Origin of the sequence: Amycolatopsis sp. NPDC089917, from assembly GCF_040684635.1 — a bacterium.
Taxonomy (GTDB): domain Bacteria; phylum Actinomycetota; class Actinomycetes; order Mycobacteriales; family Pseudonocardiaceae; genus Amycolatopsis.
Genome location: NZ_JBFBGL010000003.1, coordinates 236,243 through 255,660 on the forward strand (window position 1 = coordinate 236,243; position 19,418 = coordinate 255,660).

General features: G+C 70.5%; 23 protein-coding genes. 11 read left to right on the top strand and 12 right to left on the bottom strand.

The genetic code is table 11. The features are described from left to right. Positions 1-3: 3 nt before the first annotated feature. Both AB0N89_RS04455 and AB0N89_RS04460 read right to left on the bottom strand, forming a co-directional pair. Entirely contained in the window at positions 4-1,173 is a 1,170-nt protein-coding gene (locus tag AB0N89_RS04455) for a M20 family metallopeptidase (RefSeq protein ID WP_364200100.1), read from the bottom strand. Then, positions 1,170-2,312, bottom strand: a complete 1,143-nt coding sequence (locus tag AB0N89_RS04460; protein WP_364200102.1) for an amidohydrolase family protein — start codon at positions 2,310-2,312, stop codon at positions 1,170-1,172. Before AB0N89_RS04460 ends, AB0N89_RS04455 begins: the two co-directional genes overlap by 4 nt. 96 nt (positions 2,313-2,408) lie before the next feature. Between AB0N89_RS04460 and AB0N89_RS04465 the strand changes: the two genes are divergently transcribed. Further along, a complete protein-coding gene (locus AB0N89_RS04465; protein WP_364200104.1) occupies positions 2,409-3,782 on the top strand; it encodes a glutamine synthetase family protein in 1,374 nt (457 codons plus the stop codon). Positions 3,783-3,817: 35 nt separating this feature from the next. On the opposite strand, the gene trpA is transcribed toward AB0N89_RS04465, so the two are convergent. From trpA to AB0N89_RS04490, 5 genes are all read right to left on the bottom strand, one after another. Then, positions 3,818-4,609, bottom strand: a complete 792-nt coding sequence (gene trpA / locus AB0N89_RS04470; protein WP_364200106.1) for a tryptophan synthase subunit alpha — start codon at positions 4,607-4,609, stop codon at positions 3,818-3,820. Next, positions 4,606-5,835, bottom strand: a complete 1,230-nt coding sequence (trpB, locus tag AB0N89_RS04475; RefSeq protein WP_364200108.1) for a tryptophan synthase subunit beta — start codon at positions 5,833-5,835, stop codon at positions 4,606-4,608. The genes trpA and trpB overlap by 4 nt, the downstream gene beginning before the upstream one ends. Beyond that, on the bottom strand, positions 5,832-6,641 hold the full coding sequence (gene trpC / locus AB0N89_RS04480; protein WP_020630310.1) for an indole-3-glycerol phosphate synthase TrpC: 810 nt from the start codon (positions 6,639-6,641) through the stop codon (positions 5,832-5,834). Before trpC ends, trpB begins: the two co-directional genes overlap by 4 nt. Before the next feature lie 192 nt (positions 6,642-6,833). Continuing rightward, positions 6,834-7,424, bottom strand: a complete 591-nt coding sequence (locus tag AB0N89_RS04485; RefSeq protein WP_364200110.1) for a Trp biosynthesis-associated membrane protein — start codon at positions 7,422-7,424, stop codon at positions 6,834-6,836. Beyond that, positions 7,417-8,979, bottom strand: coding sequence for an anthranilate synthase component I (locus AB0N89_RS04490; protein WP_364200112.1), 1,563 nt, complete (start codon positions 8,977-8,979; stop codon positions 7,417-7,419). The genes AB0N89_RS04485 and AB0N89_RS04490 overlap by 8 nt, the downstream gene beginning before the upstream one ends. Before the next feature lie 95 nt (positions 8,980-9,074). Between AB0N89_RS04490 and AB0N89_RS04495 the strand changes: the two genes are divergently transcribed. Then, positions 9,075-9,680: a TetR family transcriptional regulator gene (locus AB0N89_RS04495; protein ID WP_364200114.1), complete on the top strand. Its 606-nt coding sequence runs from the start codon at positions 9,075-9,077 to the stop codon at positions 9,678-9,680. A 90-nt stretch (positions 9,681-9,770) separates the two neighbouring features. Here AB0N89_RS04495 and AB0N89_RS04500 read toward each other — a convergent pair whose 3' ends face one another. The 5 genes from AB0N89_RS04500 to hisF all read right to left on the bottom strand — a co-directional run bounded on the left by AB0N89_RS04500 (position 9,771) and on the right by hisF (position 12,403). Further along, positions 9,771-10,385: a hypothetical protein gene (locus AB0N89_RS04500; RefSeq protein WP_364200116.1), complete on the bottom strand. Its 615-nt coding sequence runs from the start codon at positions 10,383-10,385 to the stop codon at positions 9,771-9,773. 146 nt (positions 10,386-10,531) lie between these two features. Beyond that, a complete protein-coding gene (locus tag AB0N89_RS04505; RefSeq protein WP_364200118.1) occupies positions 10,532-10,894 on the bottom strand; it encodes a DUF1304 domain-containing protein in 363 nt (120 codons plus the stop codon). Then, complete coding sequence (gene hisI, locus AB0N89_RS04510) at positions 10,891-11,253, bottom strand: phosphoribosyl-AMP cyclohydrolase (RefSeq protein WP_020630317.1); 363 nt, start codon at positions 11,251-11,253, stop codon at positions 10,891-10,893. Before hisI ends, AB0N89_RS04505 begins: the two co-directional genes overlap by 4 nt. After that, on the bottom strand, positions 11,250-11,630 hold the full coding sequence (locus AB0N89_RS04515) for a hypothetical protein (protein ID WP_364200120.1): 381 nt from the start codon (positions 11,628-11,630) through the stop codon (positions 11,250-11,252). Before AB0N89_RS04515 ends, hisI begins: the two co-directional genes overlap by 4 nt. Beyond that, on the bottom strand, positions 11,630-12,403 hold the full coding sequence (hisF, locus tag AB0N89_RS04520) for an imidazole glycerol phosphate synthase subunit HisF (protein WP_364200122.1): 774 nt from the start codon (positions 12,401-12,403) through the stop codon (positions 11,630-11,632). The genes AB0N89_RS04515 and hisF overlap by 1 nt, the downstream gene beginning before the upstream one ends. Before the next feature lie 38 nt (positions 12,404-12,441). Here hisF and AB0N89_RS04525 point away from each other — a divergent pair, with 38 nt between their 5' ends. The 9 genes from AB0N89_RS04525 (at position 12,442) to AB0N89_RS04565 (ending at position 19,227) form a co-directional block, all read left to right on the top strand. Beyond that, positions 12,442-13,044 carry a TetR family transcriptional regulator gene (locus AB0N89_RS04525; RefSeq protein ID WP_364200124.1) on the top strand — a complete coding sequence of 201 codons (603 nt, stop codon included), beginning with the start codon at positions 12,442-12,444 and terminating at the stop codon, positions 13,042-13,044. Positions 13,045-13,054: 10 nt separating this feature from the next. Then, entirely contained in the window at positions 13,055-14,266 is a 1,212-nt protein-coding gene (locus AB0N89_RS04530) for a phytase (RefSeq protein WP_364200126.1), read from the top strand. A 90-nt stretch (positions 14,267-14,356) separates the two neighbouring features. Continuing rightward, positions 14,357-14,866, top strand: coding sequence for a SigE family RNA polymerase sigma factor (locus AB0N89_RS04535; protein WP_364200128.1), 510 nt, complete (start codon positions 14,357-14,359; stop codon positions 14,864-14,866). Continuing rightward, positions 14,863-15,864 (top strand): hypothetical protein, encoded by a 1,002-nt coding sequence (locus AB0N89_RS04540; RefSeq protein WP_364200130.1) that lies wholly within the window; start codon positions 14,863-14,865, stop codon positions 15,862-15,864. The genes AB0N89_RS04535 and AB0N89_RS04540 overlap by 4 nt, the downstream gene beginning before the upstream one ends. A 28-nt stretch (positions 15,865-15,892) precedes the next feature. Then, a complete protein-coding gene (locus AB0N89_RS04545) occupies positions 15,893-16,813 on the top strand; it encodes an NADP-dependent oxidoreductase (RefSeq protein WP_364200132.1) in 921 nt (306 codons plus the stop codon). Then, positions 16,810-17,370 (top strand): putative glycolipid-binding domain-containing protein, encoded by a 561-nt coding sequence (locus AB0N89_RS04550; protein ID WP_364200134.1) that lies wholly within the window; start codon positions 16,810-16,812, stop codon positions 17,368-17,370. Before AB0N89_RS04545 ends, AB0N89_RS04550 begins: the two co-directional genes overlap by 4 nt. Positions 17,371-17,398: 28 nt before the next feature. Continuing rightward, positions 17,399-18,100 carry an ABC transporter ATP-binding protein gene (locus AB0N89_RS04555; protein ID WP_364200136.1) on the top strand — a complete coding sequence of 234 codons (702 nt, stop codon included), beginning with the start codon at positions 17,399-17,401 and terminating at the stop codon, positions 18,098-18,100. After that, a complete protein-coding gene (locus AB0N89_RS04560; protein ID WP_364200138.1) occupies positions 18,097-18,831 on the top strand; it encodes an ABC transporter permease in 735 nt (244 codons plus the stop codon). The genes AB0N89_RS04555 and AB0N89_RS04560 overlap by 4 nt, the downstream gene beginning before the upstream one ends. A 9-nt stretch (positions 18,832-18,840) precedes the next feature. Beyond that, a complete protein-coding gene (locus AB0N89_RS04565) occupies positions 18,841-19,227 on the top strand; it encodes a PPOX class F420-dependent oxidoreductase (protein WP_364200140.1) in 387 nt (128 codons plus the stop codon). Positions 19,228-19,418: the final 191 nt, after the last annotated feature.

The following is a 19,418-nucleotide window of genomic DNA, read 5'->3' on the forward strand; positions in this document are numbered from 1 at the left end:
GCGTCAGCCCTCGACGGCGGCCAAATAGCCTGCGATCAGCGCCGACGCGACCTGCCGGATGGCGGAGTCGGGTGGCAGGAACAGCTCATCGTGCAGGCTCGGCGCGCCCGCGGTGTCGCCAAGACCGACGAACATCATCAGCCCGCGCGTCGCCCCGCAGTAGTGCGCGAAGTCGTCGGCGCCGAACGACCGGAAATCGGTGTCCACGCCCGCCCCTGCCCGCACGAGCCGCCGGTGCGCGCGCTGGGTGAGACCGGCGTCGTTGCGCAACACCGGTTCGCACGGGCTGATCTCCAGTTCCGCGCGGCAGCCGTGCGCCTTCGCGGTGCCGTGGACGATCTCGGCGAGCCCCTCCAGCGCGAGGTCGCGGTCTTCGGCGCGCATCAGCCGCAGCGAGCCCGACAGGCGGGCCTCGTTCGGCACGACGTTCGCCGTCCGCCCCGCCTCGATCCGGCCGACCGAGCAGACCGCGCCGAACACCGGGTCGACCCGGCGGCTCGCGAGCTGCTGCAGGCTCACCACGATCTGGCTGAGCGCGAGGATCGGGTCGCGCAACAGGTGCGGGTACCCGGCGTGCCCGCCCTGGCCCCGGACGACGACGTCGAACTCGTCGGTGGAGGCGTTGACCGGGCCCGGCACCGCCGACACCACTCCCGCCGCGAGCCGCGGCTGGACGTGCGCGCCGATGACAGCCTCGACGCCGTATTCGGTGAGCACGCCGGAGTCGACGATGTCGAGCGCGCCGGACGGCGAGGTCTCCTCGCGCGGCTGCAGGAGCGCGACGAGCGGCCGGGGCACGCCGACGGCGGCCGCCGCGCAGCAGGTGGCGACGAGCGCGGCCATGTGCACGTCGTGCCCGCACGCGTGCATCAGCGGCGTCTCCGAGGCCCACGGGACCCCGGTGCGCTCGGTGACCGGCAGCGCGTCCAGTTCGGTGCGCAGCGCCACGGCCGGGCCCGGGCCGGTGCCGGGGAACAGCACGGCGCGCCCGGTCTTGGCGACCAGGACCCCTTCGCCGGCTCCCAGTGCCTCGACGAGGACCCGCGCGGTGTCCTCCTCGTCCCCCGACGCGCGGGGATCGGCGTGCACCCGGTGCCGCAGCGCGATCGCGGACGGCAGTTCCGCCGCGACGGCGGCCTCCCACCGGTCCTGCAGTTCGTCCAGTTCCGTCATGTCCCCTCCAGCCCGTACACCCGTTCGGCGTTGCGACGGCCCACGAGCGCCGCTATCCGATGCGCGTCCACTTCGGACAGTACGTCCGCGGTGAGCCCCGCGTACAGGAAGTCCGACAGTCCTTGCCGGAACAGCGCGGTGCCGAGGTGGTACAGCTCGGCCAGCCCGAACGCGTCCGTGGAGAACAGCAGCTTCCCGAACGGCACGATCTCCATCGTCTCCGCGATGATCGCGGGCGCACGGTGACCGACGTTGTGCGTCGCGAGACCCACGTCCATGAACACGTGCTCGAAGACCTGCGCCAGATACGCGGCGTTCCGGTGAAAGGGATAGTTGTGCAGCAACATGATCGGCACCCCGTGTGACCGCGTCGCCCGCAGCAGGCCGGTGAGCAGCAGCGGATCACAGCGATGCAGGTCCACGTCGGAATCGCCGTAGCCGACGTGGACCTGGATCGGCAGGGCCAGGTCGATCCCGGTCCAGACGAGGAACCGGTGCAGCACCTCGTCCGCGAGCCGGACCGGTTCGCCCGCCTCGATCCGCGCGAGCCAGCGGCCGGCCGCCTCGGTGACTTCGGCGTCCGTGGGCCGCTCCCCCGCCAGGTCGAGGCCGACCCGATAGGCGGCGATGGACTTGAACCCCACCGCCGTCGTGGCGCGTTTCGCCAGCTCCCCGGCGAAGGCCGAGGCGAATCCGGCCGCCGTGGTGGACACGATCACCGCTTCGGCGACCTGTTCGAGCCGGACGATGTCCCGCGCGCGGGCCCCGGACAGCTGCGCGAACTGCTCGGTCGTGGTCAGCGTGTCCGGCAGGAAACCGCCGTCGAGCAGGAACTCGGTCGTGCCGGTGGCACGCAGGAATCGCGCGTTGACCTCGGCCGCGCCGAGTTCGGCGCGACGGGCCAGGTAGACCTCGGCCGGGACGTGCGGCGGCAGGTCCAGCATCGGGGCGCAGCGGGCCCGGACCGCGAGGCCGATCAGTGAGTCGAACAGGGTCGTGCCCAAGGACGAGACGGTGTCGGCCTCGGTGAGCATCTGCTCGAACTCGATCCGGCCGAGGTCGCCGGTGACGACGCCGTGGCAGTGGTGATCCACCAGCCGCGTCTCGGCCACGAACGGCAGGATCCCGGGTCCCGGCATGAGCGCGTCCCTTCTCGTGATCGACGAGTGCGGCCTCACCCTATGGCCGGATCCGGGCATGGCAAGGGGCCCGCGATGAGGCCAGGATGGGGAACCATGGTGAACCGGGAAGCACTGACCGCCCGCGCGACCGCCCTCACCGGGGATCTCCGGGCCCGGGGTGTCGAGCTCGTGGCCCTGACCTTCGTGGACAACGCCGGGATCGCCCGGGTCAAGGCCGTGCCCCTGCGGAAACTGCCGTCAGCCGCCGCGTGGGGTGTCGGTGCTTCGAATTGCTTCGATTTCTTCGGCTACGACGACGTCATCACCGGGGGCGAGCATTCCCTCGGACCGGTCGGCGATCTGCGGCTGCATCCGGATCTCGACGCGCTGACCGTGCTCGCCGGCCAGCCCGGCTGGGCCTGGGCTCCGGTGACGAAACTCGATCAGGAGGGCCAGCCGCATCCGCAGGACGCGCGCGCACTGCTGGCGACGGCGGTGGACCGGCTCGCCGCGCGCGGGCACCGGGCGCTGATGAGCTTCGAGATCGAATGGGTGGTCACCACCGCCGACGCCCTGGACGATCCGACGTCGGCCACCGCGGGCCCGGCCTACGGCTACGCCCGGCTTTCCGAGCACGCGGACTACCTCCGCGCCCTCGTGTCCACTTTGGACCAACAGGGCGTCGGCGTGGAGCAGATCCACCCCGAGTACGCCGACGGGCAGTTCGAACTGTCCGTCGCGGCCGCCGATCCGGTGCGCGCGGCCGACGTCGCCGTCCTGACGAAGGAGACGATCCGCGCGCTCAGCCACCGGCACGGGCTGAAGGCGTCCTTCACCCCGAAGTTCGCGCCCGCCGGCGTCGGCAACGGCGGACACGTGCATTTGAGTGTCTGGGACGGTCCTCGGAACCTTTTCTCCGGCGGGGAAAGGGTTTTCGGGCTGACGCGCATCGCCGAGTCGTTCGGCGCGGGCATCCTGCGGCGGCTGCCCGCGCTGCTCGCCGTCGGGGCGCCGTCGGTCGTCAGCTACCTGCGGCTGGAACCGCACCACTGGGCCGGGGTGTACGCCGCGTGGGGGCTGGAGAACCGGGAGACGCCGCTGCGGCTGGTGCGCGGGGTCGCCGGGAACCGGGATTCGGCGGCGAACCTCGAGGTCAAATGCTTCGACCTGACCGCGAATCCGTATCTGCTGGCCGCCGCCCTGCTGTTCGCCGGGATGGCCGGTGCCGACGAGGAGGCTTCGCTGCCGGAGCCGGTGGACGTGGATCCGGGGTCGCTGACCGACGCCGAACGCGCCGCGCGCGGGATCGAACGGCTGCCGGTGAGCCTGGCGGAATCCGTCGCGGCGTTCGAAGCGGACCAGGACCTGGCGGCCGCGTTCGGCGCTCCCCTGGCGACGACGCTCGTGGACGTGCGGCGGGCGGAGATCGAGCGGTTCGCCGGCGCGAGCGCGAAGGAGGTCACCGAGGCGCAGCGGTGGCGGCACTGAACGTGGGCTGAAGGGGCCCTTCAGCCCACGTCAGATCAAGCGGGGGCGACGGTCTTTCGCACACCCTCGGCCAGTTCGGCCGACAGAGCGCGGACCGCGTCGGTCCCGCTCGCCGCGGCCGTCACCAGCGCCGAGCCGACGATGACGCCGTCCGCGAACCCGGCGACCTGCGCCGCCTGCTCACCGGACCGGACGCCGATGCCGACGCCGATCGGCAGCTCCGTATGCGCGCGGGTCCGCTCGACCAGGTCCTCGGCGTGCACGCCGACCTGGTCACGGGCACCGGTCACGCCCATCACCGCGGTGGCGTACACGAAGCCCGAAGCGGCCGCGACGGTCTTCGCGATCCGCTCCTCCGAGGAGGACGGCGCGACCAGGAAGATCCGGTCCAGACCATGCTGGCCGGAGGCCGCGATCCACTCGTCGGCCTCGTCCGGGATCAGGTCCGGGGTGATCATCCCGAGCCCGCCCGCCGAAGCGAGGTCACGCGCGAAGCGGTCGACGCCGTAGCGGTGCACCGGGTTCCAGTACGTCATCACGACGGCCTTGCCGCCGCGCGCCGACACCGACTCGACGACCTCGAACAGGTGCTTGAGCTTGAACCCGCCGGACAGCGCGCTCACCGAGGCGGCCTGGATCGTCGGACCGTCCATCACCGGGTCCGAGTAGGGCACGCCGACCTCGACCAGGTCCGCGCCGCCGTCGACCACCGCGGCCAGCAGATCCTTCGACCCGTCGACCGTCGGGAAGCCCGCCGGGAGGTACCCGATCAGCGCTCCGCGTCCCTCGGCCCGGGTCTTGGCGAAGATGTCGTCCAGGGCGCTCATGCGTTCTCCACCAGGCCGAAGTACTTCGCGGCCGTGTCCATGTCCTTGTCGCCGCGACCGGACAGGTTCACGATGATCAGGCCCTCGGGACCCAGTTCGCGGCCGAGCACCAGCGCGCCGGCCAGCGCGTGGGCCGACTCGATCGCCGGGATGATGCCTTCGGTGCGCGAAAGCAGCTTGAACGCGTCCATCGCCTCGGCGTCGGTCACCGGCCGGTACTCGGCGCGGCCGCTGTCCTTGAGCCACGAGTGCTCCGGGCCGACGCCCGGGTAGTCGAGGCCCGCGGAGATCGAGTGCGACTCGACGGTCTGGCCGTCCTCGTCCTGCAGCAGGTACGTCATCGCGCCGTGCAGGTTGCCCGGCGTGCCCTTGGTGAGCGTGGCGCCGTGACGGTTGCCGTCGATGCCCTCACCGCCCGGCTCGAGACCGACCAGCCGCACGGACGGGTCGTCGATGAAGCCGTGGAAGATGCCGATCGCGTTCGATCCGCCGCCGACGCAGGCCGCGACGGCGTCCGGCAGGCGTCCGGCCTGCTCCAGGATCTGGGCGCGGGCCTCCTCGCCGATGATCTTGTGGAAGTTCCGCACCATCATCGGGAACGGGTACGGGCCCGCCGCCGTGCCGAACAGGTAGTGCGTGTCCTCGGCGTTGGTGACCCAGTCGCGCAGCGCCTCGTTGATCGCGTCCTTGAGCGTGCGCGAGCCGGTCTTCACCGGGATGACCTCGGCGCCGAGCAGCTTCATGCGGGCGACGTTCAGCGCCTGCCGCTCGGTGTCGACCTCGCCCATGTAGACGACGCATTCCAGGTCCAGCAGCGCGCAGGCGGTGGCGGTGGCCACGCCGTGCTGCCCGGCCCCGGTCTCGGCGATGACCCGCTTCTTGCCCATCCGCTTGGTGAGCAGCGCCTGGCCCAGCACGTTGTTGATCTTGTGCGAACCGGTGTGGTTCAGGTCCTCGCGCTTGAGGAAGACGCGGGCGCCGCCGGCGTGCTCACCGAAGCGCTTGGCCTCGGTGAGCAGCGACGGGCGGCCCGCGTACTCGCGCAGCAGACGACGGAACTCGTTGACGAAGTCCGGGTCGGTCCGCGCCTTGTCGTACTCGGCCGCGACCTCGTCGACGACGCCGATCAGGGCCTCGGGCATGAACCGGCCGCCGTACGGGCCGTAGTAGCCCCGGCCGTCCGGGTCGTGCTCGCCGTGCGGTGTTTCGGTGTACTCCACGCTCATCGAGAAGGCCTCGGGCAAGCGGGGTGCGAACCGGCGGTGACCAGCTTGACCAGCGCGCCCTTCGGGTCACCCGAAGCGACGAGCCCTTCGCCCACGAGGACGGCGTCGGCGCCGTGACCCGCGTAGGACATCAGGTCGCCGGGGCCGCGGACACCGGACTCGGCGATCTTGAAGACGTCCATCGGCAGGCCGGGGGCCAGCCGCGAGAAGACGTCCCTGTCGACCTCGAGGGTGTGCAGGTTGCGGGCGTTGACGCCGATCACCTTCGCGCCGGCTTCGAGCGCCTTGTCGGCCTCTTCGGCGTTGTGGATCTCGACCAGCGCGGTCATCCCGAGGGATTCGACGCGGTCCAGCAACGCGATCAGGGCGTTCTGCTCCAGCGCCGCCACGATCAGCAGGACCATGTCCGCGCCGTGCAGCCGCGCCTCGTGGACCTGGTACGGGCTGACGATGAAGTCCTTGCGCAGCACCGGGATGTCGACCGCCGCGCGGACCGCGTCGAGGTCGGCGAGCGAACCGCCGAACCGCCGCTGCTCGGTCAGCACGCTGATGACCCGGGCCCCGCCGTCGGCGTAGTCCTTCGCCAGCGCGGCCGGATCCGGGATCTCGGCCAGGTCGCCCTTGGAGGGGCTGCGCCGCTTCACCTCGGCGATGACGCCGATGCCGGACTCGCGCAAGGCCGCGAGCACGTCACGGGGAGGTGCGACCTGGGTCGCACGCTTCTTCAATTCGTCGAACGGCAGAACCGCCTCGCGCTCGGCGAGATCGGCACGGACACCGGCGACGATGTCTTCGAGCACGCTCACCGGAGTCCCTCACCGGCTGTCGTACTCACGGATTCCTTCGCAAGGTCGCTCACAAAAACCTTCCCCTTCCCGCCGAAACGATGCTAACCCCCGCACGGATACGGTCTGGTTCCGGGTATGTCCGTTACTCCGAATGCCAACCGTGTCATCTTTGCCGGGAAAGATCCCCGAAACCCGCGAAATCCGCCGCCGTCACCGGGTCGCGGTGGGATCTTCGCCTTCCGACAGCGCCTCCCACAGCTCGGTTTCGGGATCCTTGGCGGCCCGCTTCTTCGCCCCCGGCGCCGAGTACTTCGCGCCGAGGCGTGGCATCCGGCCCGCGCCCTTGATGGCTGCCAACCCGCCGGCGGCCACGAGAATTCCCCCGAGGATCGCCAGCCCGCGGGCTCCCAGCATCTGGGCGACGGGCAGTCCGTCGGCGAATCCGGTGAACGGACCGTCCGCCACGCCGATCCACACCGCCGCGGCACCGGCCACGGCGAGTACCACTCCGAGCACCCGGCGTGGCCAGCCACCGGTGGCGATCAGCCCCGCCGTACCCGCCAGCGCCAGCAGCGCGAGCGGAATCAGCGCGATCGCCCGCGTTGAACCGATTTCCGTGTACACGATGGTGCCGCGCACCCCGCCGTCGCGGAACTCCGCGAACCACACGAGCTGCGACGATCCCCACAGCGCGACCGCGCCCAGCAGCAGGCCCACCACGGCGATCCACAGTGGACGCTTGGCCTTCTTCGCCGCCGGGGCGGCGGTTTCCGGGGCCTCGCTTTTCGGGGCTTCAGACACGAGTGCTGTCACCCGCCGGGTCGAGTTCGTCCGCCGCGATCATCGTCTGCGCCGCGGCGACGGCGGACAGCACGGTGCGGGCCTTGTTGAGCGATTCGTTGTCCTCGTAGTCGGCCACCGAATCGGCGACGACTCCGCCGCCCGCCTGGACGTACGCGGTGCCGTCCTTCATCAGCGCGGTGCGGATCGCGATCGCCGTGTCGGCGTCGCCCGCGAAGTCGAGGTACCCGACAACGCCGCCGTAGAGCGCCCGGCGGGTCGGCTCCAGCTCCTCGATCAGCTGCATCGCGCGGACCTTCGGCGCGCCCGAGAGCGTTCCGGCCGGGAAGCAGGCGGCGACGGCGTCGAACGCCGTCTTGTCGTCGAGGAGTTCGCCGGTGACCGTGGACACGATGTGCATGACGTGGCTGTAGCGCTCGACGTCGAAGAAGTCGACGACGCGCACGGTGCCGGGCTTGCAGACCTTGCCGAGGTCGTTGCGGCCGAGGTCGACGAGCATCAGGTGCTCGGCGCGCTCCTTCTCGTCCGCGAGCAGGTCCTTGGCCAGCTGCGCGTCCTCTTCCGGATCGGCGCCGCGCCAGCGGGTGCCCGCGATCGGATGCGTGGTCGCGCGGCCGTCCCGCACGGTGACCAGCGACTCGGGGCTGGATCCGACGATGTCGAAACCGTCCAGGCGCAGCAGGTACATGTACGGGCTCGGGTTGGACGTGCGCAGCACGCGGTAGACGTCCAGCGCGTCGGCCTGCGTCTCGATCTCGAAGCGTTGCGACGGCACGATCTGGAACGCTTCGCCCGCCTTGATCGCCTCGACGGCCTTCTCGACGGCGGCGTGGAAGTCCGGCTTCGAGCGGCGGCGCGTGAACTCGGGCGCGGGACGGTCGAAGACGGCGGCCGTGGCCGGGGCCGCGACGTGCAGCTGCTTCGTCATCGCGTTGAGGCGCCCGACGGCGTCGTCGTACGCGGCGTCGACGCGCTCGGGCGAGTCGTCCCAGTTGACCGCGTTGGCGATCAGCGTGACCGTGCCCTCGTGGTGGTCGAAGGCGGCCAGGTCGGTCGCCAGGAGCATGGTGAGCTCGGGGATGTCGAGGTCACGCTCGGCGAGCTCGGGGAGGCGTTCGAGCCAGCGGACGGCGTCGTAGCCGATGTAGCCGACCATGCCGCCGGTGAGCGGCGGCATCCCGGGCAGCTGCTCGGTGTGCAGCGCGGCCACGGTCTCGCGCAGCACGGTGAGCGGGTCGCCCTCGGTCGGCAGGCCGACCGGCGGGGTGCCGGTCCAGACGGCCCGACCGTCACGCACGGTCAGCGCGGCGGGGCTGTCGACGCCGATGAACGACCATCGGCTCCACGAAGCGCCGTTCTCCGCCGATTCGAACAGGAACGTCCCCGGCCGGTCGGCGGCGAGCTTGCGGTAGACCCCGATGGGGGTCTCACCGTCGGCGAGCACGCGACGGACAACGGGGATGACGCGACGGCCCTCGGCGAGCGCGCGGAACTCGTCGCGCGAAGGGCTGACCGAGCCGAGCCCCGACGGGCTGGCGTTTGCGGCGCTGACCATGTCGCTCATTGTGCTGCAACCGCCGGACGGGCGGGACCGGGGGGATGAATTCAAGGATTGTTGAATTTCGCGCCCGGTCCGTTCATGATGACGCCATGGCTGGTGAAGACACTACCGTCCGGCGCCGGGGACGGCGTCCCGGCGGGCAGGACACCCGCACCGCGCTGATCGAAGCGGCGCGCGCGGTGTTCGGCGAGAGCGGCTTCGACGGCGCGACGGTGCGCGTGATCGCCACCCGCGCCGGGGTCGACGCGGCGATGGTCAACCACTGGTTCGGCAGCAAGGAGGGGCTGTTCGCCCAGGCCGTGCTGAAGCTGCCGTTCGACCCGCACGAACTCCTCGCGGAACTGAAGGACGGCCCCGACGACGAGTTCGGCCGCCGGATCGTGCGGACCTTCCTCACCCGCTGGGACGGCGCGGGCGGCGAAGTGTTCCAGGCGCTCGTCCGCAGCGTCGCCGGGCACGAGCAGGCCGCGCTGGTGCTGCGCAGCTTCTTCCAGAGCTTCTTCACGAAGGTCATCGCCGGGCTGGGCTCCGACCGCGTCGAACTGCGGACGTCGCTCTGCGCGTCGCAACTGGTCGGGATGGGGCTGGTGCGGTACGTCGCGAAGTTCGAGCCCATGGCGTCGAGCGACATCGAGCCGCTGGTGACCGCGATCGCGCCGACGGTGCAGCGGTACCTGACCGGGGACATCGACTGAGCCGGACCCTGCCGCGAGTCGTCCCTCCGGTCACGTGTGTCGTCCGTCTGATCACACGCGTCGTCCGTCCGAGCACGCCGAACCCTCGGTTCAGTCCGTGTCCGGCTCGATCTCCTTGACGGGAACCGTGTGGAGCGTGTCCTTGTGAAAGCGTCCGCGCGGGAAGATCACGATCATGTCCGTTCCTTCGCCGCCGACGAAGACCGGGACTTTCTCGAATCCCTCGAAGCGGGGAGCGATCCTCAGCGACCATCGCGTGGCGAGAAACTTGTAGCCTTCTTCGAAATACAGGTCGATCTCGGGGAACGGCCAGCCCGGCCGCACTGTCGCCTTCGCCTCACGCAAGCCCGTCCTCGATGCCGAGCGATATCGTTCGCTCCAGAGCCAGGCGGCGTACGAGGACGCCGGGAAGCCCAAGAAGGCCACCAAGGACAACGGGACCAGCACCTCGTAGCCGGACTTGTCAGCGACTATCTGGCAGAGGACGAAGAAACCCAACCAGAACACCGTCAAAGCCATCGCCCTGTTCTCGAACCGGGACAGTTTCCAGATCAGCGGGGAGGCCACTTCTTCGTGCACCGTCTGCGCGGCAACGCTTTTGACGACGTCGACATCCGCGGCGGACAACGGCCGCCCGGCGACGTGCCGACGTCGTCTCGGACGGCCGCTCGCAGCCGATCTTCTCTTCCCTCTCCCCGGTTTCATGCGCTGAGGTTAATCGGGAAACCGGGGCTTTCCCGGCGACGAGTTCTTTCTCGCGCCAAGGCAACCGCGAACGCTCGCCGGACGTTCAAGTGAGCAGGATCAAGGATCCGTCCGTACCGGGACCGGGGAGCAGGTCAAGGTCCTGATCAGCCCGCGATCAGCACCGCGATCAACGCCAGCGTGCCGGGGACCACCTGCACGAAGAAGATCCGCTTGCTCGCCGTCGCCGTCCCGTAGAGCCCGGCGACGATCACGCACGCCAGGCCGAAGATCTTGAACTGCCAAGCCGTGCCGCCGGTCGCGAAAAGGCCCCAGATCAGCGCGGCGGCGAGGAAACCGTTGTACAGCCCCTGATTCGCCGCGAGCGGCGCGCTCTCCTTCGCGAATTCCTCGCTGGTGCCGAAGGCGGCGCGGGCCCGCGGGGTCGTCCACAGGAACATTTCGAGCACGACGATGTACAGGTGGATCAGGGCGACGATGCCGACCAGGACGTTGGCGACGACATTCACGGGTTCTCGCTCTCGTCGGCCAGCAGCAGCCGTTCGTCGGTGTCGAAGCAGGTGTGCGTGCCGGTGTGACAGGCGGGGCCGGTCTGGTCGACGCGCAGCAGGACGGTATCGCCGTCGCAGTCGATCCGCACCTCGCGCACGTGCTGGACGTGGCCGGAGGTCTCGCCCTTGGCCCACAGCTCCTTGCGGCTGCGCGAATAGTAGGTCCCGCGCCGGGTGGTGAGGGTGCGCTCCAGCGCCTCGTCGTTCATCCACGCCATCATCAGGACGTCCGACGTGGAGTGTTCGACGACCACGGCGGCGATCAGCCCGTCGGCGTTGCGCTTCAAGCGATCCGAGAGGGCGGGGTCAAGCGTCATTCTTGGACTCCGAGAAGGTGCCGTTTCACCGGCATCGAGTTGAGCAGGACCGCCGTGTAGATGTACCCGGCGAACAGGATCCCGGAGACGATCTTCACCCAGAAGAGTTCCGCCGCCAGCATGGACAGCGCGTGCAGCAACGCGAACAGGAAGCTGACGCCGAAACCGGCGAACCGCGCCGAACGCATCTTCAGCACCAGGCCCGCCACGACGAGACCGCCGAGCACCACCGACGTTCCCGGCAGCAGGAACGTCCGCGCCGAGGAATACGGCGCGAACATGAGGACCGCGGCCATCCCGACGTACGCGAGACCGAGCCCGAGCAGCAGCGCGCAGACGACCTTGACCTCCGTGGAGGCCTTCCACTTGTCCGTCATCACCGGACCACGACTCCCCCGGCGCGCAGGGCGTTCTTGACCTCGCCGATCTTCAACTGTCCGAAGTGGAACACACTGGCCGCGAGCACCGCGTCCGCGCCTGCCTCGACGGCGGGCAGGAAGTGGTCGAGCGCGCCGGCGCCGCCGCTGGCGATCACCGGGACGCGGACGGCCGCGCGCACCCGGGTCAGGAGTTCGAGGTCGAAGCCGTTCTTGGTGCCGTCGGCGTCCATCGAGTTGAGCAGGATCTCGCCGACGCCGAGTTCCTCACCGCGCGCGGCCCACTCGACGGCGTCGATCCCGGTGCCGCGGCGGCCGCCGTGCGTGGTCACCTCGAATCCGGACGGCGTCGGTTCGGTGCCCTCGGGGACGCGGCGGGCGTCCACCGACAGCACGACGCACTGCGCGCCGAACCGGCGGGACGCCTCGCGCAGGAACTCCGGCCGCGCGATGGCCGCCGTGTTGATGCTCACCTTGTCCGCGCCCGTGCGCAGCAGCCGGTTGACGTCGTCGTTCGTGCGGACGCCGCCACCGACGGTGAGCGGGATGAACACCTGCTCCGCGGTCCGGCGGACGACGTCGAACGTGGTCTCGCGGTCCCCCGAGGACGCCGTGACGTCGAGGAACGTGAGCTCGTCCGCGCCTTCGGCGTCGTACAGGCGGGCGAGCTCGACGGGGTCGCCGGCGTCGCGCAGGTCGGCGAAGTTGACGCCCTTCACCACACGGCCCGCGTCGACGTCGAGACACGGGATGACCCTGACTGCGACTGACATGGGGACAAGCGTAGTCAAGGGCGTTCTAAGCTCGCGGAATGGCACAGGCGGGGCGGCGGCCGGGGCAGACCGAGACGCGGGAGGAGATCCTCGAGGCGGCGCGGCGCAGGTTCGCCGAACAGGGTTACGACGGGGCGACCGTCCGCGGCATCGCGGCCGACGCGGGGGTCAACGCCGCGCTGCTGCACCACTTCTTCGGCACCAAGCAGCGGCTTTTCGCCGCGTCGATGAACCTGCCGGTCGACCCCGGCGAACTGGTCCCCCGGATCCTCGAAGGCCCCGAGGACGAAATCGGCGAACGTCTCGTCCGCGCGTTCCTCGGCCTGTGGCAGGCGGAGGAGGGACGGGCGCCGTTCCTGGCGATGATCCGGTCGGCGACCACCAACGAGCAGGTCGCGTCCATGATGCGGCAGTTCCTGGAACGGGCGGTGCTGGCGCGGGTCGCCGAGGCGCGCGGCGTGCCGAAGGTCCGGGTGGCGGGGATAGCCGCGCAGATGGTCGGGTTCGCGCTGCTGCGCTACGTCGTCGGGCTCCCGCCGCTCGTCTCCGCGTCGGAGGACGAGGTCGTCGCGATGCTGGCGCCGGTCGCGCAGTACTACCTGACCGACGGCGTTCACCGGCCGGACACTCCGCGCGGCTAGCTTCCCGAGGATGCGCATCGCCCTCGTCCCCCTCCTGGCGGTCTCCCTGCTCACCGGGGCACCCGCCGAAGCGAGCACCGATCCCTCACCCGTGGCCCAGACCAGGGCGTTCGTCGACGACGTGGGCGCGGCCCCGGCGAACGCCGACGCCGACGACCCGGCGATCTGGGTCCATCCGAAGAACCCTTCGGCCAGCGTGGTGCTCGGCACGCTCAAGGAGGGCGGGCTGGCCGCGTTCGACCTGAAGGCGCGGCAGCTGCAGCAGCTCGACGTACCCGCGGGCGGCCGGTTCAACAACGTCGACGTCGTCGGCGATCTCGCGGTGGTGAGCGACCGCGGCCGGGACCGCGTGCGCGTCTACCGGATCGACCCGGCGGGTGCCGCGGCGGGATCGCGAGTGCTTCGGGACGTCACGGATCCTGCCGCCGCACCGGTTTTCTCCGCGTCGGAGTCCGAAGTGGACGAACAGCGGACGGCGTACGGGCTCACCGCCGGACGCGACCCGCGCACCGGCGCGCGCTGGGTCGCGGTGACCCGGCGGCACGAGACCCGCGTGGCGCTTCTGCGACTTGTCGACAAACCGGGCGGGACCGTCGGCACGGCGCCGATCGGCACGGTCGACCTGCCGTCGGAGTTCCGGCTGCCGAACGGGACGACGTGGTCGCCGTGCGGCGAACCGGACGAGCGCCCGCAGCTGGAGGGTTCCGTGCTCGACGCCGAGCACGGCGTGCTCTACACCGCCCAGGAAGACGTCGGGATCTGGCGCATCCCGGTGAACGGCGCCGGGTTCGGCCGCCCCGAGCTGATCGACAAGGTGCGTTCGTTCGGCGCGCCGCAGCGCTTCGACGAAGCCACCGAGGAGTGCGTCGCCGACGGTCCCGACCCCGGTTTCGGCGGCAAGTGGCTGACCGCGGACGCCGAAGGACTGGCGCTGGCGGACGGCAAGCTGCTCGCGTCGAGCCAGGGCGACTCGCGGTTCGTGGTCTACGACCGCGCCGGCACCCCGCGTCGCGACTTCCGGATCGTGGCAGGACGCGGCACCGACTCGGTCGAGCACTCCGACGGCGCCGCGATCACCACCCGGCCGCTGGGCCCGCTGTTCCCGCACGGCCTACTGGTGGTGCACGACGGCGAACGCCGTCCGGCGGCCACCGGCCCCTCGGGTCAGGAGCTCGCGACCACCGGGTTCGCCTTCGTCCGGCTGGAGACCGCCGTGCGGTGATCACGTTCACCGGGAAAGTTCCGCCCCCGGTGCATCAGCACGATGGTCTCGTGCGTCTATAGAGCGAGACCATCGGCTGAGGGGGACCACGTGCCTGCGACCTTCGACGAGTTCGTCGCGGATCGCCTGGACGGGCTCCTGCGCTACGCGACCGTCCTGACCGACGATCCGTACCTGGCGCAGGACATCGTGCAGGAGGTGCTGCTGCGCGCTCAGCAACGCTGGCAGAGGATCGACTCGCCGCCGACGTACGTCCGCCGGATGGTGACCAACGAGTACCTGTCGTGGCGGCGGCGCCTGGCGGTCCGCCGGGTGGTGCCGTCGTCGCCGGAGGCACTCGATCTGGTGAGCCCGCCGGTCTCCGATCACGCCGTCGAGTACGACGAACGCGACGCGATGCTCGACAGGCTCGCGAAGCTCCCGCGCAAACAACGCGCCGCGATCGTCCTCCGCTACTACGAGAACTACTCCGACGAGGAGATCGCCGCGGTGCTCCGCTGCGCGACGTCGACCGTGCGCAGCCAGATCTCGCGCGCGCTCGCGACGCTGCGGGAAACCGAGCTGTCCCCGTCTGTTCAGCCCACGGGAGCCCGCAAATGACCCGACTGAGTGAAGAGAACACCGAGAACCTGATCCGGGAGAGCCTCGAACAGCTGGCGACGCGGGCGCCCGACGGGGCCGAGATCCGCGAAGCGCTGACTCAACCGTCGCGAAGCCGTCCGACGATGGCACTGGCCCTGGTCGCGGCGGCGGTCGCGATCATCGCGCTCGGGGTGCCGCTGGGCCTGCGGGCCTTCACCGCGGTCCCCCCGGCCGCGCAGCGCAACGCCGACTGGGCGTTGCTGCCGTACAAACCCGGCTGGCTGCCCGACGGTTTCAAGGAGACGACACGGAGCGCGAGACCGTATCCCGCCCCGCAGACGCGGGAATGGAGCGGCGGCGATTCCGGCCAGATCCAGCTGACCAGCACGCCGCTGAGCGACGAACGGTCCGGGCCGTGGACGATCGCGCCCGCGCCGAACCAGATCATCGTGCACGGAAAGGTCGGCATGGCCGTCGAGGTCTACGGCCAGGGGATGATGCTGACCTGGTCGCCCGACAACGTCTACCTGCTGACCATGAGGCTGCTCAACGTCAAGGACCCGCGCGCGGTCGGCGAGCGGATCGCCGACGAGATGGTCTCGGACAACCGCGCCCGGGTCTCGGGAGAACTGCGGTTCGGACGGCTGCCCGACGGCCTGGAACTGTCGGGCGTGAAGACGTTCATGAAGATCAGCGGCGGCGCGACCGAGCTGGAGGCCGCTCAGGCGGGTCAGCCGGCTTCGGCGCCGGTCGTGACGGCGTCGCTCACCGGTGACCGGCCGGAACCGGACGGCGCGGAACCGGTCGCCGTCAAGGTGAAGGGCCGTGACGGCCTCTTCCTCCCCGAACGCGAAGGCGCGCTCGGCCATCAGAACGGCACGGTCGCCGTGCAGGTGGACGGCGGGCGGTGGCTCGCCGTTTCGGGCAACCGGGATCAGGCCACGTTGCTCGACATCGCCGACAGCGTGCAGATCGTCCCCGGCGACTACAGCTGGTTCGGGAAAGCGCCGGAATAGGGGCGGGCGGGCGACGGTTGTCGACGGCATGACGGACACCTACCGTTCCATCGCGTTCACCGAATACGGCGACTCCGGAGTCCTCCACGTGCTCGAACGGGAGCTTCCCGAACCCGGCCCCGGCCAGGTCAGGGTCGCCGTCCGGGCGGCGGGGGTGAACCCGATCGACTGGAAGATCCGGGCCGGGCTGATGGCCGAGGTGTTCCCGGCGGCCTTCCCCGCCGTCCCCGGCGGAGACCTCTCCGGCGTGGTCGACGCGATCGGCGAGGGAGTCACCGCCTTCGCGGCCGGCGACGAGGTCCTCGGCTCCGGCAACGGCGGGTACGCGGAGTACGTCCTCGCGGATCCGGCGAAGCTGACCCGCAAGCCCGAGTCGCTCTCCTGGGAGCTGGCCGCGGCGCTGCCCGCGGTCGTCAACACCGCTTATCGCGCCCTCAACCTGCTGGACCTCGAAGAGGGCGAGACGCTGCTCATCGACGGCGCCGCGGGTGGTGTCGGCACCGTCGCGGTCCAGCTGGCCGTCGCGCGAGGGCTCTCCGTCGTCGGCACCGCGAGCGAAGCGAACCACGACTACCTGCGCTCGCTGGGCGCCGTTCCGGTGCAGTACGGCGAAGGGCTCGTCGATCGCGTACGCGCCGTCGCGCCGCAGGGCGTCGACGCGTCCTTCGACGCTTCTGGACACTCGCTCTCCAGGCTCGTCGAGCTGACCGGCGGCCCGGAGCGGGTCATCACCATCGCCGCGCAGGACGCGGCCGACCACGGCGTCCGCTTCACGTCGGGATCTCCGGCGGAGCAGGTCCCCGGCTCGCTGGCCGACGGTGCCGCGCTCGCCGCCGAAGGCAAGCTCACCCTGCCGATCTCCCGCGTCTATCCGCTCGCCGAAGCGGCCGCCGCGCAGGACGAGAGCGCGGCGGGTCACGTGCGGGGCAAGCTCGTCCTGGTGCCGTGAACCTTCCGGCGGCGGCGAGCTGGCGTCATCAGGACGCGAGGAGCGGCTTCGAGGTCGCGTTCTTCCAAGGACACGAAGGCGGGTGGCGGATCAGCGGCGCCACGACGGCGGTCGAGGACGGCGAATCCTGGTTCGTCGAGTACGCGATCACCGTCGACGCCGCCTGGCGGACGAGGCGGGCGGAGATCTCCGGCCGCTCGTCCGGGGGCTCCCGCCGCACGGTGCTCGAAGCGGACGGCGACGGCCGATGGCGAGTGGACGGCGTCCCGGATCCGCGGCTCGACGGCTGTTTCGATGTGGACCTGGAGTCGTCGTCGATGACGAACACCCTGCCGGTGCACCGGCTCGGCCTCGCGCTGGGCGCCACCGCCGAGGCGCCCGCCGCGTATGTCCGTGCCGGTGAGCTCGCCGTGGAACGGCTGGAGCAGCGCTATCAGCGGATCGGTGATCGCGATTTCGCCTACACGGCACCGGTCTTCGATTTCTCCTGCGTGCTGAACTACGACGAGCACCTGCTGGTCGTCGACTATCCGGGGATCGCCGCCCGGTTGTCCTGAACCACGCCCTCTTGACGCGTGCTTCTCCGTGACGGACCTGCGGGTCGTCCGCGGCGGCCGCGAGGTCGTCAGGGACATCGGATTCGAGACGCCGCGCGGCCGGATCACCGGCCTGCTCGGGCCCAGCGGCTGCGGCAAGACGACGCTGATGCGCGCGATCGTCGGCGTGCAGATCGTCGCGGCGGGCGAAGTCACCGTGCTCGGCCACCCCGCGGGCAGCCCGCCGTCGCGGCGGCTGATCGGCTACGCCACCCAGAACCCCGCCGTCTACGCCGACCTCACCATCACGGAAGCCTTGCGCTACTTCACTTCCGTGCTCCGCGCACCGATGTCCGATGTGGACAGGGTGATCGACGAGGTCGGGCTCGCGGACCACGCCGGCAAACTGGTCGGCTCCCTGTCGGGTGGCCAGCACAGCCGTGTGAACCTCGCCGTCGCGCTGCTCGGGAAACCCGAACTGCTCGTCCTCGACGAACCGACCGCCGGCCTGGATCCCGTGCTCCGCGATGAACTCTGGGCGTTGTTCCGCCGTCTCGCCGACGGCGGCGCGACACTGCTCGTGTCCAGCCACGTCATGGACGAAGCCGCGCGATGCGATCGCCTGCTGCTCATGCGCGAAGGCCGGATCCTCGCCGAAGACACCCCGTCCGGGCTGCGCGAACGCACGGGGACGACCGATCTGGAGCAGGCGTTCCTGCGGCTGGTCCGGGAAAGCGAGGTGGCGTCGTGAATCCCGCACTGACCCTGGCCACGACCCGCCGCATCCTGCTGCAGCTCCGGCACGATCCGCGCACCGTCGCGATGCTGATCGTCGTCCCGTCACTGCTGATGGTGCTGCTGCGTTTCGTCTTCAACTCCGAGGCGGTGTTCAGCCGCATCGCCCCGGCACTGCTCGGTGTCTTCCCCTTCCTGATCATGTTCCTGATCACCTCGATCACCACGCTGCGCGAGCGCACCACGGCGACGCTGGAACGCCTGATGACGCTGCCGATCGGCAGGCTGGACCTGCTCGTCGGCTACGCGATCGCGTTCGGCTCGATCGCGATCGTGCAGGTCGGCGTCGCGGCCGGGATCTCGCTGGCCTGGCTGGGCCTCGACATCGCCGGCTCGATCGGGATGCTGCTGCTCATCGCCGTCCTCGACGCCCTGCTCGGAATGGCGCTCGGCCTGTTCGTGAGCGCGTTCGCGCGGACGGAGTTCCAGGCGGTGCAGTTCATGCCGCTGTTCGTGCTGCCGCAGATCCTGCTGTGCGGGCTGTTCGTGCCACGCGGCGAAATGGGCTGGCTCCTCAACCGGCTCTCGGACGTGATGCCGCTTTCGTACGCCGTCGAAGCACTCACCCGTGTCACCACTTCGGGCGCCGTGGACGCGACGCTGATCCGGAACCTGCTCGTCGTCGGGGCGTGCGCGCTGGCCGCGCTGGTCCTCGGCGCGGCCACGTTGCGGCGCCGGACGCCTTAAGCTCTCCCCATGGGATCGGAGTTCGAGCGGATCGCCGCCGAGAAGTACGTCATGCTGACCACCTTCCGCAAGAACGGCACCCCGGTGCCGACACCGGTCTGGGCGGCGGGCGACGGTGGCGAGCTGGTGCTCTGGTCCGAGCGCAAGGCGGGCAAGGTCAAGCGCATCCGCAACAGCGGCCGGGTCGAGGTCCAGGCCTGCGACCTCCGCGGCACCAAGACCCACGGCGACGTCGTCGCGGGCGAGGCGCGGCTGCTGGACCTCGACGAGACCGACCGCGTGCGCAAGGTGATCGCGCGGAAGTACGGGATCACCGGGCAGGTGACGATGTTCTTCAGCAGGCTGCGGGGGCCGAAGGACCGGACCGTGGGAATCGCGATCAAACTGGCGGAATGACCCGGTCGCGCGTGTCGTCCGCCTGGTCACACGCGTCGTCCAGCCGGTCACGCGAAAGTACCGAGCTTGGTCACCGTAGTCGTGAGTGGCGATTCGGGGTTATAAAAAAAAAACCCCCCAACCACCCCCCCCCCCCCGAGCGGGGGCAAAACAAAACCCAGAACCAAACAGGGCGCGCCCCCCCCCGAGAA

Excerpts from the sequence above, each read along its gene's own strand:
- AB0N89_RS04465 (WP_364200104.1), top strand. The coding sequence starts at position 2,409 with ATGGTGAACCGGGAAGCACTGACCGCCCGCGCGACCGCCCTCACCGGG.
- AB0N89_RS04455 (WP_364200100.1), bottom strand. The coding sequence starts at position 1,173 with ATGACGGAACTGGACGAACTGCAGGACCGGTGGGAGGCCGCCGTCGCG.
- AB0N89_RS04565 (WP_364200140.1), top strand. The coding sequence starts at position 18,841 with ATGGGATCGGAGTTCGAGCGGATCGCCGCCGAGAAGTACGTCATGCTG.
- AB0N89_RS04530 (WP_364200126.1), top strand. The coding sequence starts at position 13,055 with ATGCGCATCGCCCTCGTCCCCCTCCTGGCGGTCTCCCTGCTCACCGGG.
- hisF (WP_364200122.1), bottom strand. The coding sequence starts at position 12,403 with ATGTCAGTCGCAGTCAGGGTCATCCCGTGTCTCGACGTCGACGCGGGC.
- AB0N89_RS04515 (WP_364200120.1), bottom strand. The coding sequence starts at position 11,630 with ATGACGGACAAGTGGAAGGCCTCCACGGAGGTCAAGGTCGTCTGCGCG.
- trpB (WP_364200108.1), bottom strand. The coding sequence starts at position 5,835 with ATGAGCGTGGAGTACACCGAAACACCGCACGGCGAGCACGACCCGGAC.
- AB0N89_RS04500 (WP_364200116.1), bottom strand. The coding sequence starts at position 10,385 with ATGAAACCGGGGAGAGGGAAGAGAAGATCGGCTGCGAGCGGCCGTCCG.
- AB0N89_RS04495 (WP_364200114.1), top strand. The coding sequence starts at position 9,075 with ATGGCTGGTGAAGACACTACCGTCCGGCGCCGGGGACGGCGTCCCGGC.
- AB0N89_RS04490 (WP_364200112.1), bottom strand. The coding sequence starts at position 8,979 with ATGGTCAGCGCCGCAAACGCCAGCCCGTCGGGGCTCGGCTCGGTCAGC.
- AB0N89_RS04460 (WP_364200102.1), bottom strand. The coding sequence starts at position 2,312 with ATGCCGGGACCCGGGATCCTGCCGTTCGTGGCCGAGACGCGGCTGGTG.
- AB0N89_RS04540 (WP_364200130.1), top strand. The coding sequence starts at position 14,863 with ATGACCCGACTGAGTGAAGAGAACACCGAGAACCTGATCCGGGAGAGC.
- AB0N89_RS04525 (WP_364200124.1), top strand. The coding sequence starts at position 12,442 with ATGGCACAGGCGGGGCGGCGGCCGGGGCAGACCGAGACGCGGGAGGAG.
- trpA (WP_364200106.1), bottom strand. The coding sequence starts at position 4,609 with ATGAGCGCCCTGGACGACATCTTCGCCAAGACCCGGGCCGAGGGACGC.
- hisI (WP_020630317.1), bottom strand. The coding sequence starts at position 11,253 with ATGACGCTTGACCCCGCCCTCTCGGATCGCTTGAAGCGCAACGCCGAC.
- AB0N89_RS04545 (WP_364200132.1), top strand. The coding sequence starts at position 15,893 with ATGACGGACACCTACCGTTCCATCGCGTTCACCGAATACGGCGACTCC.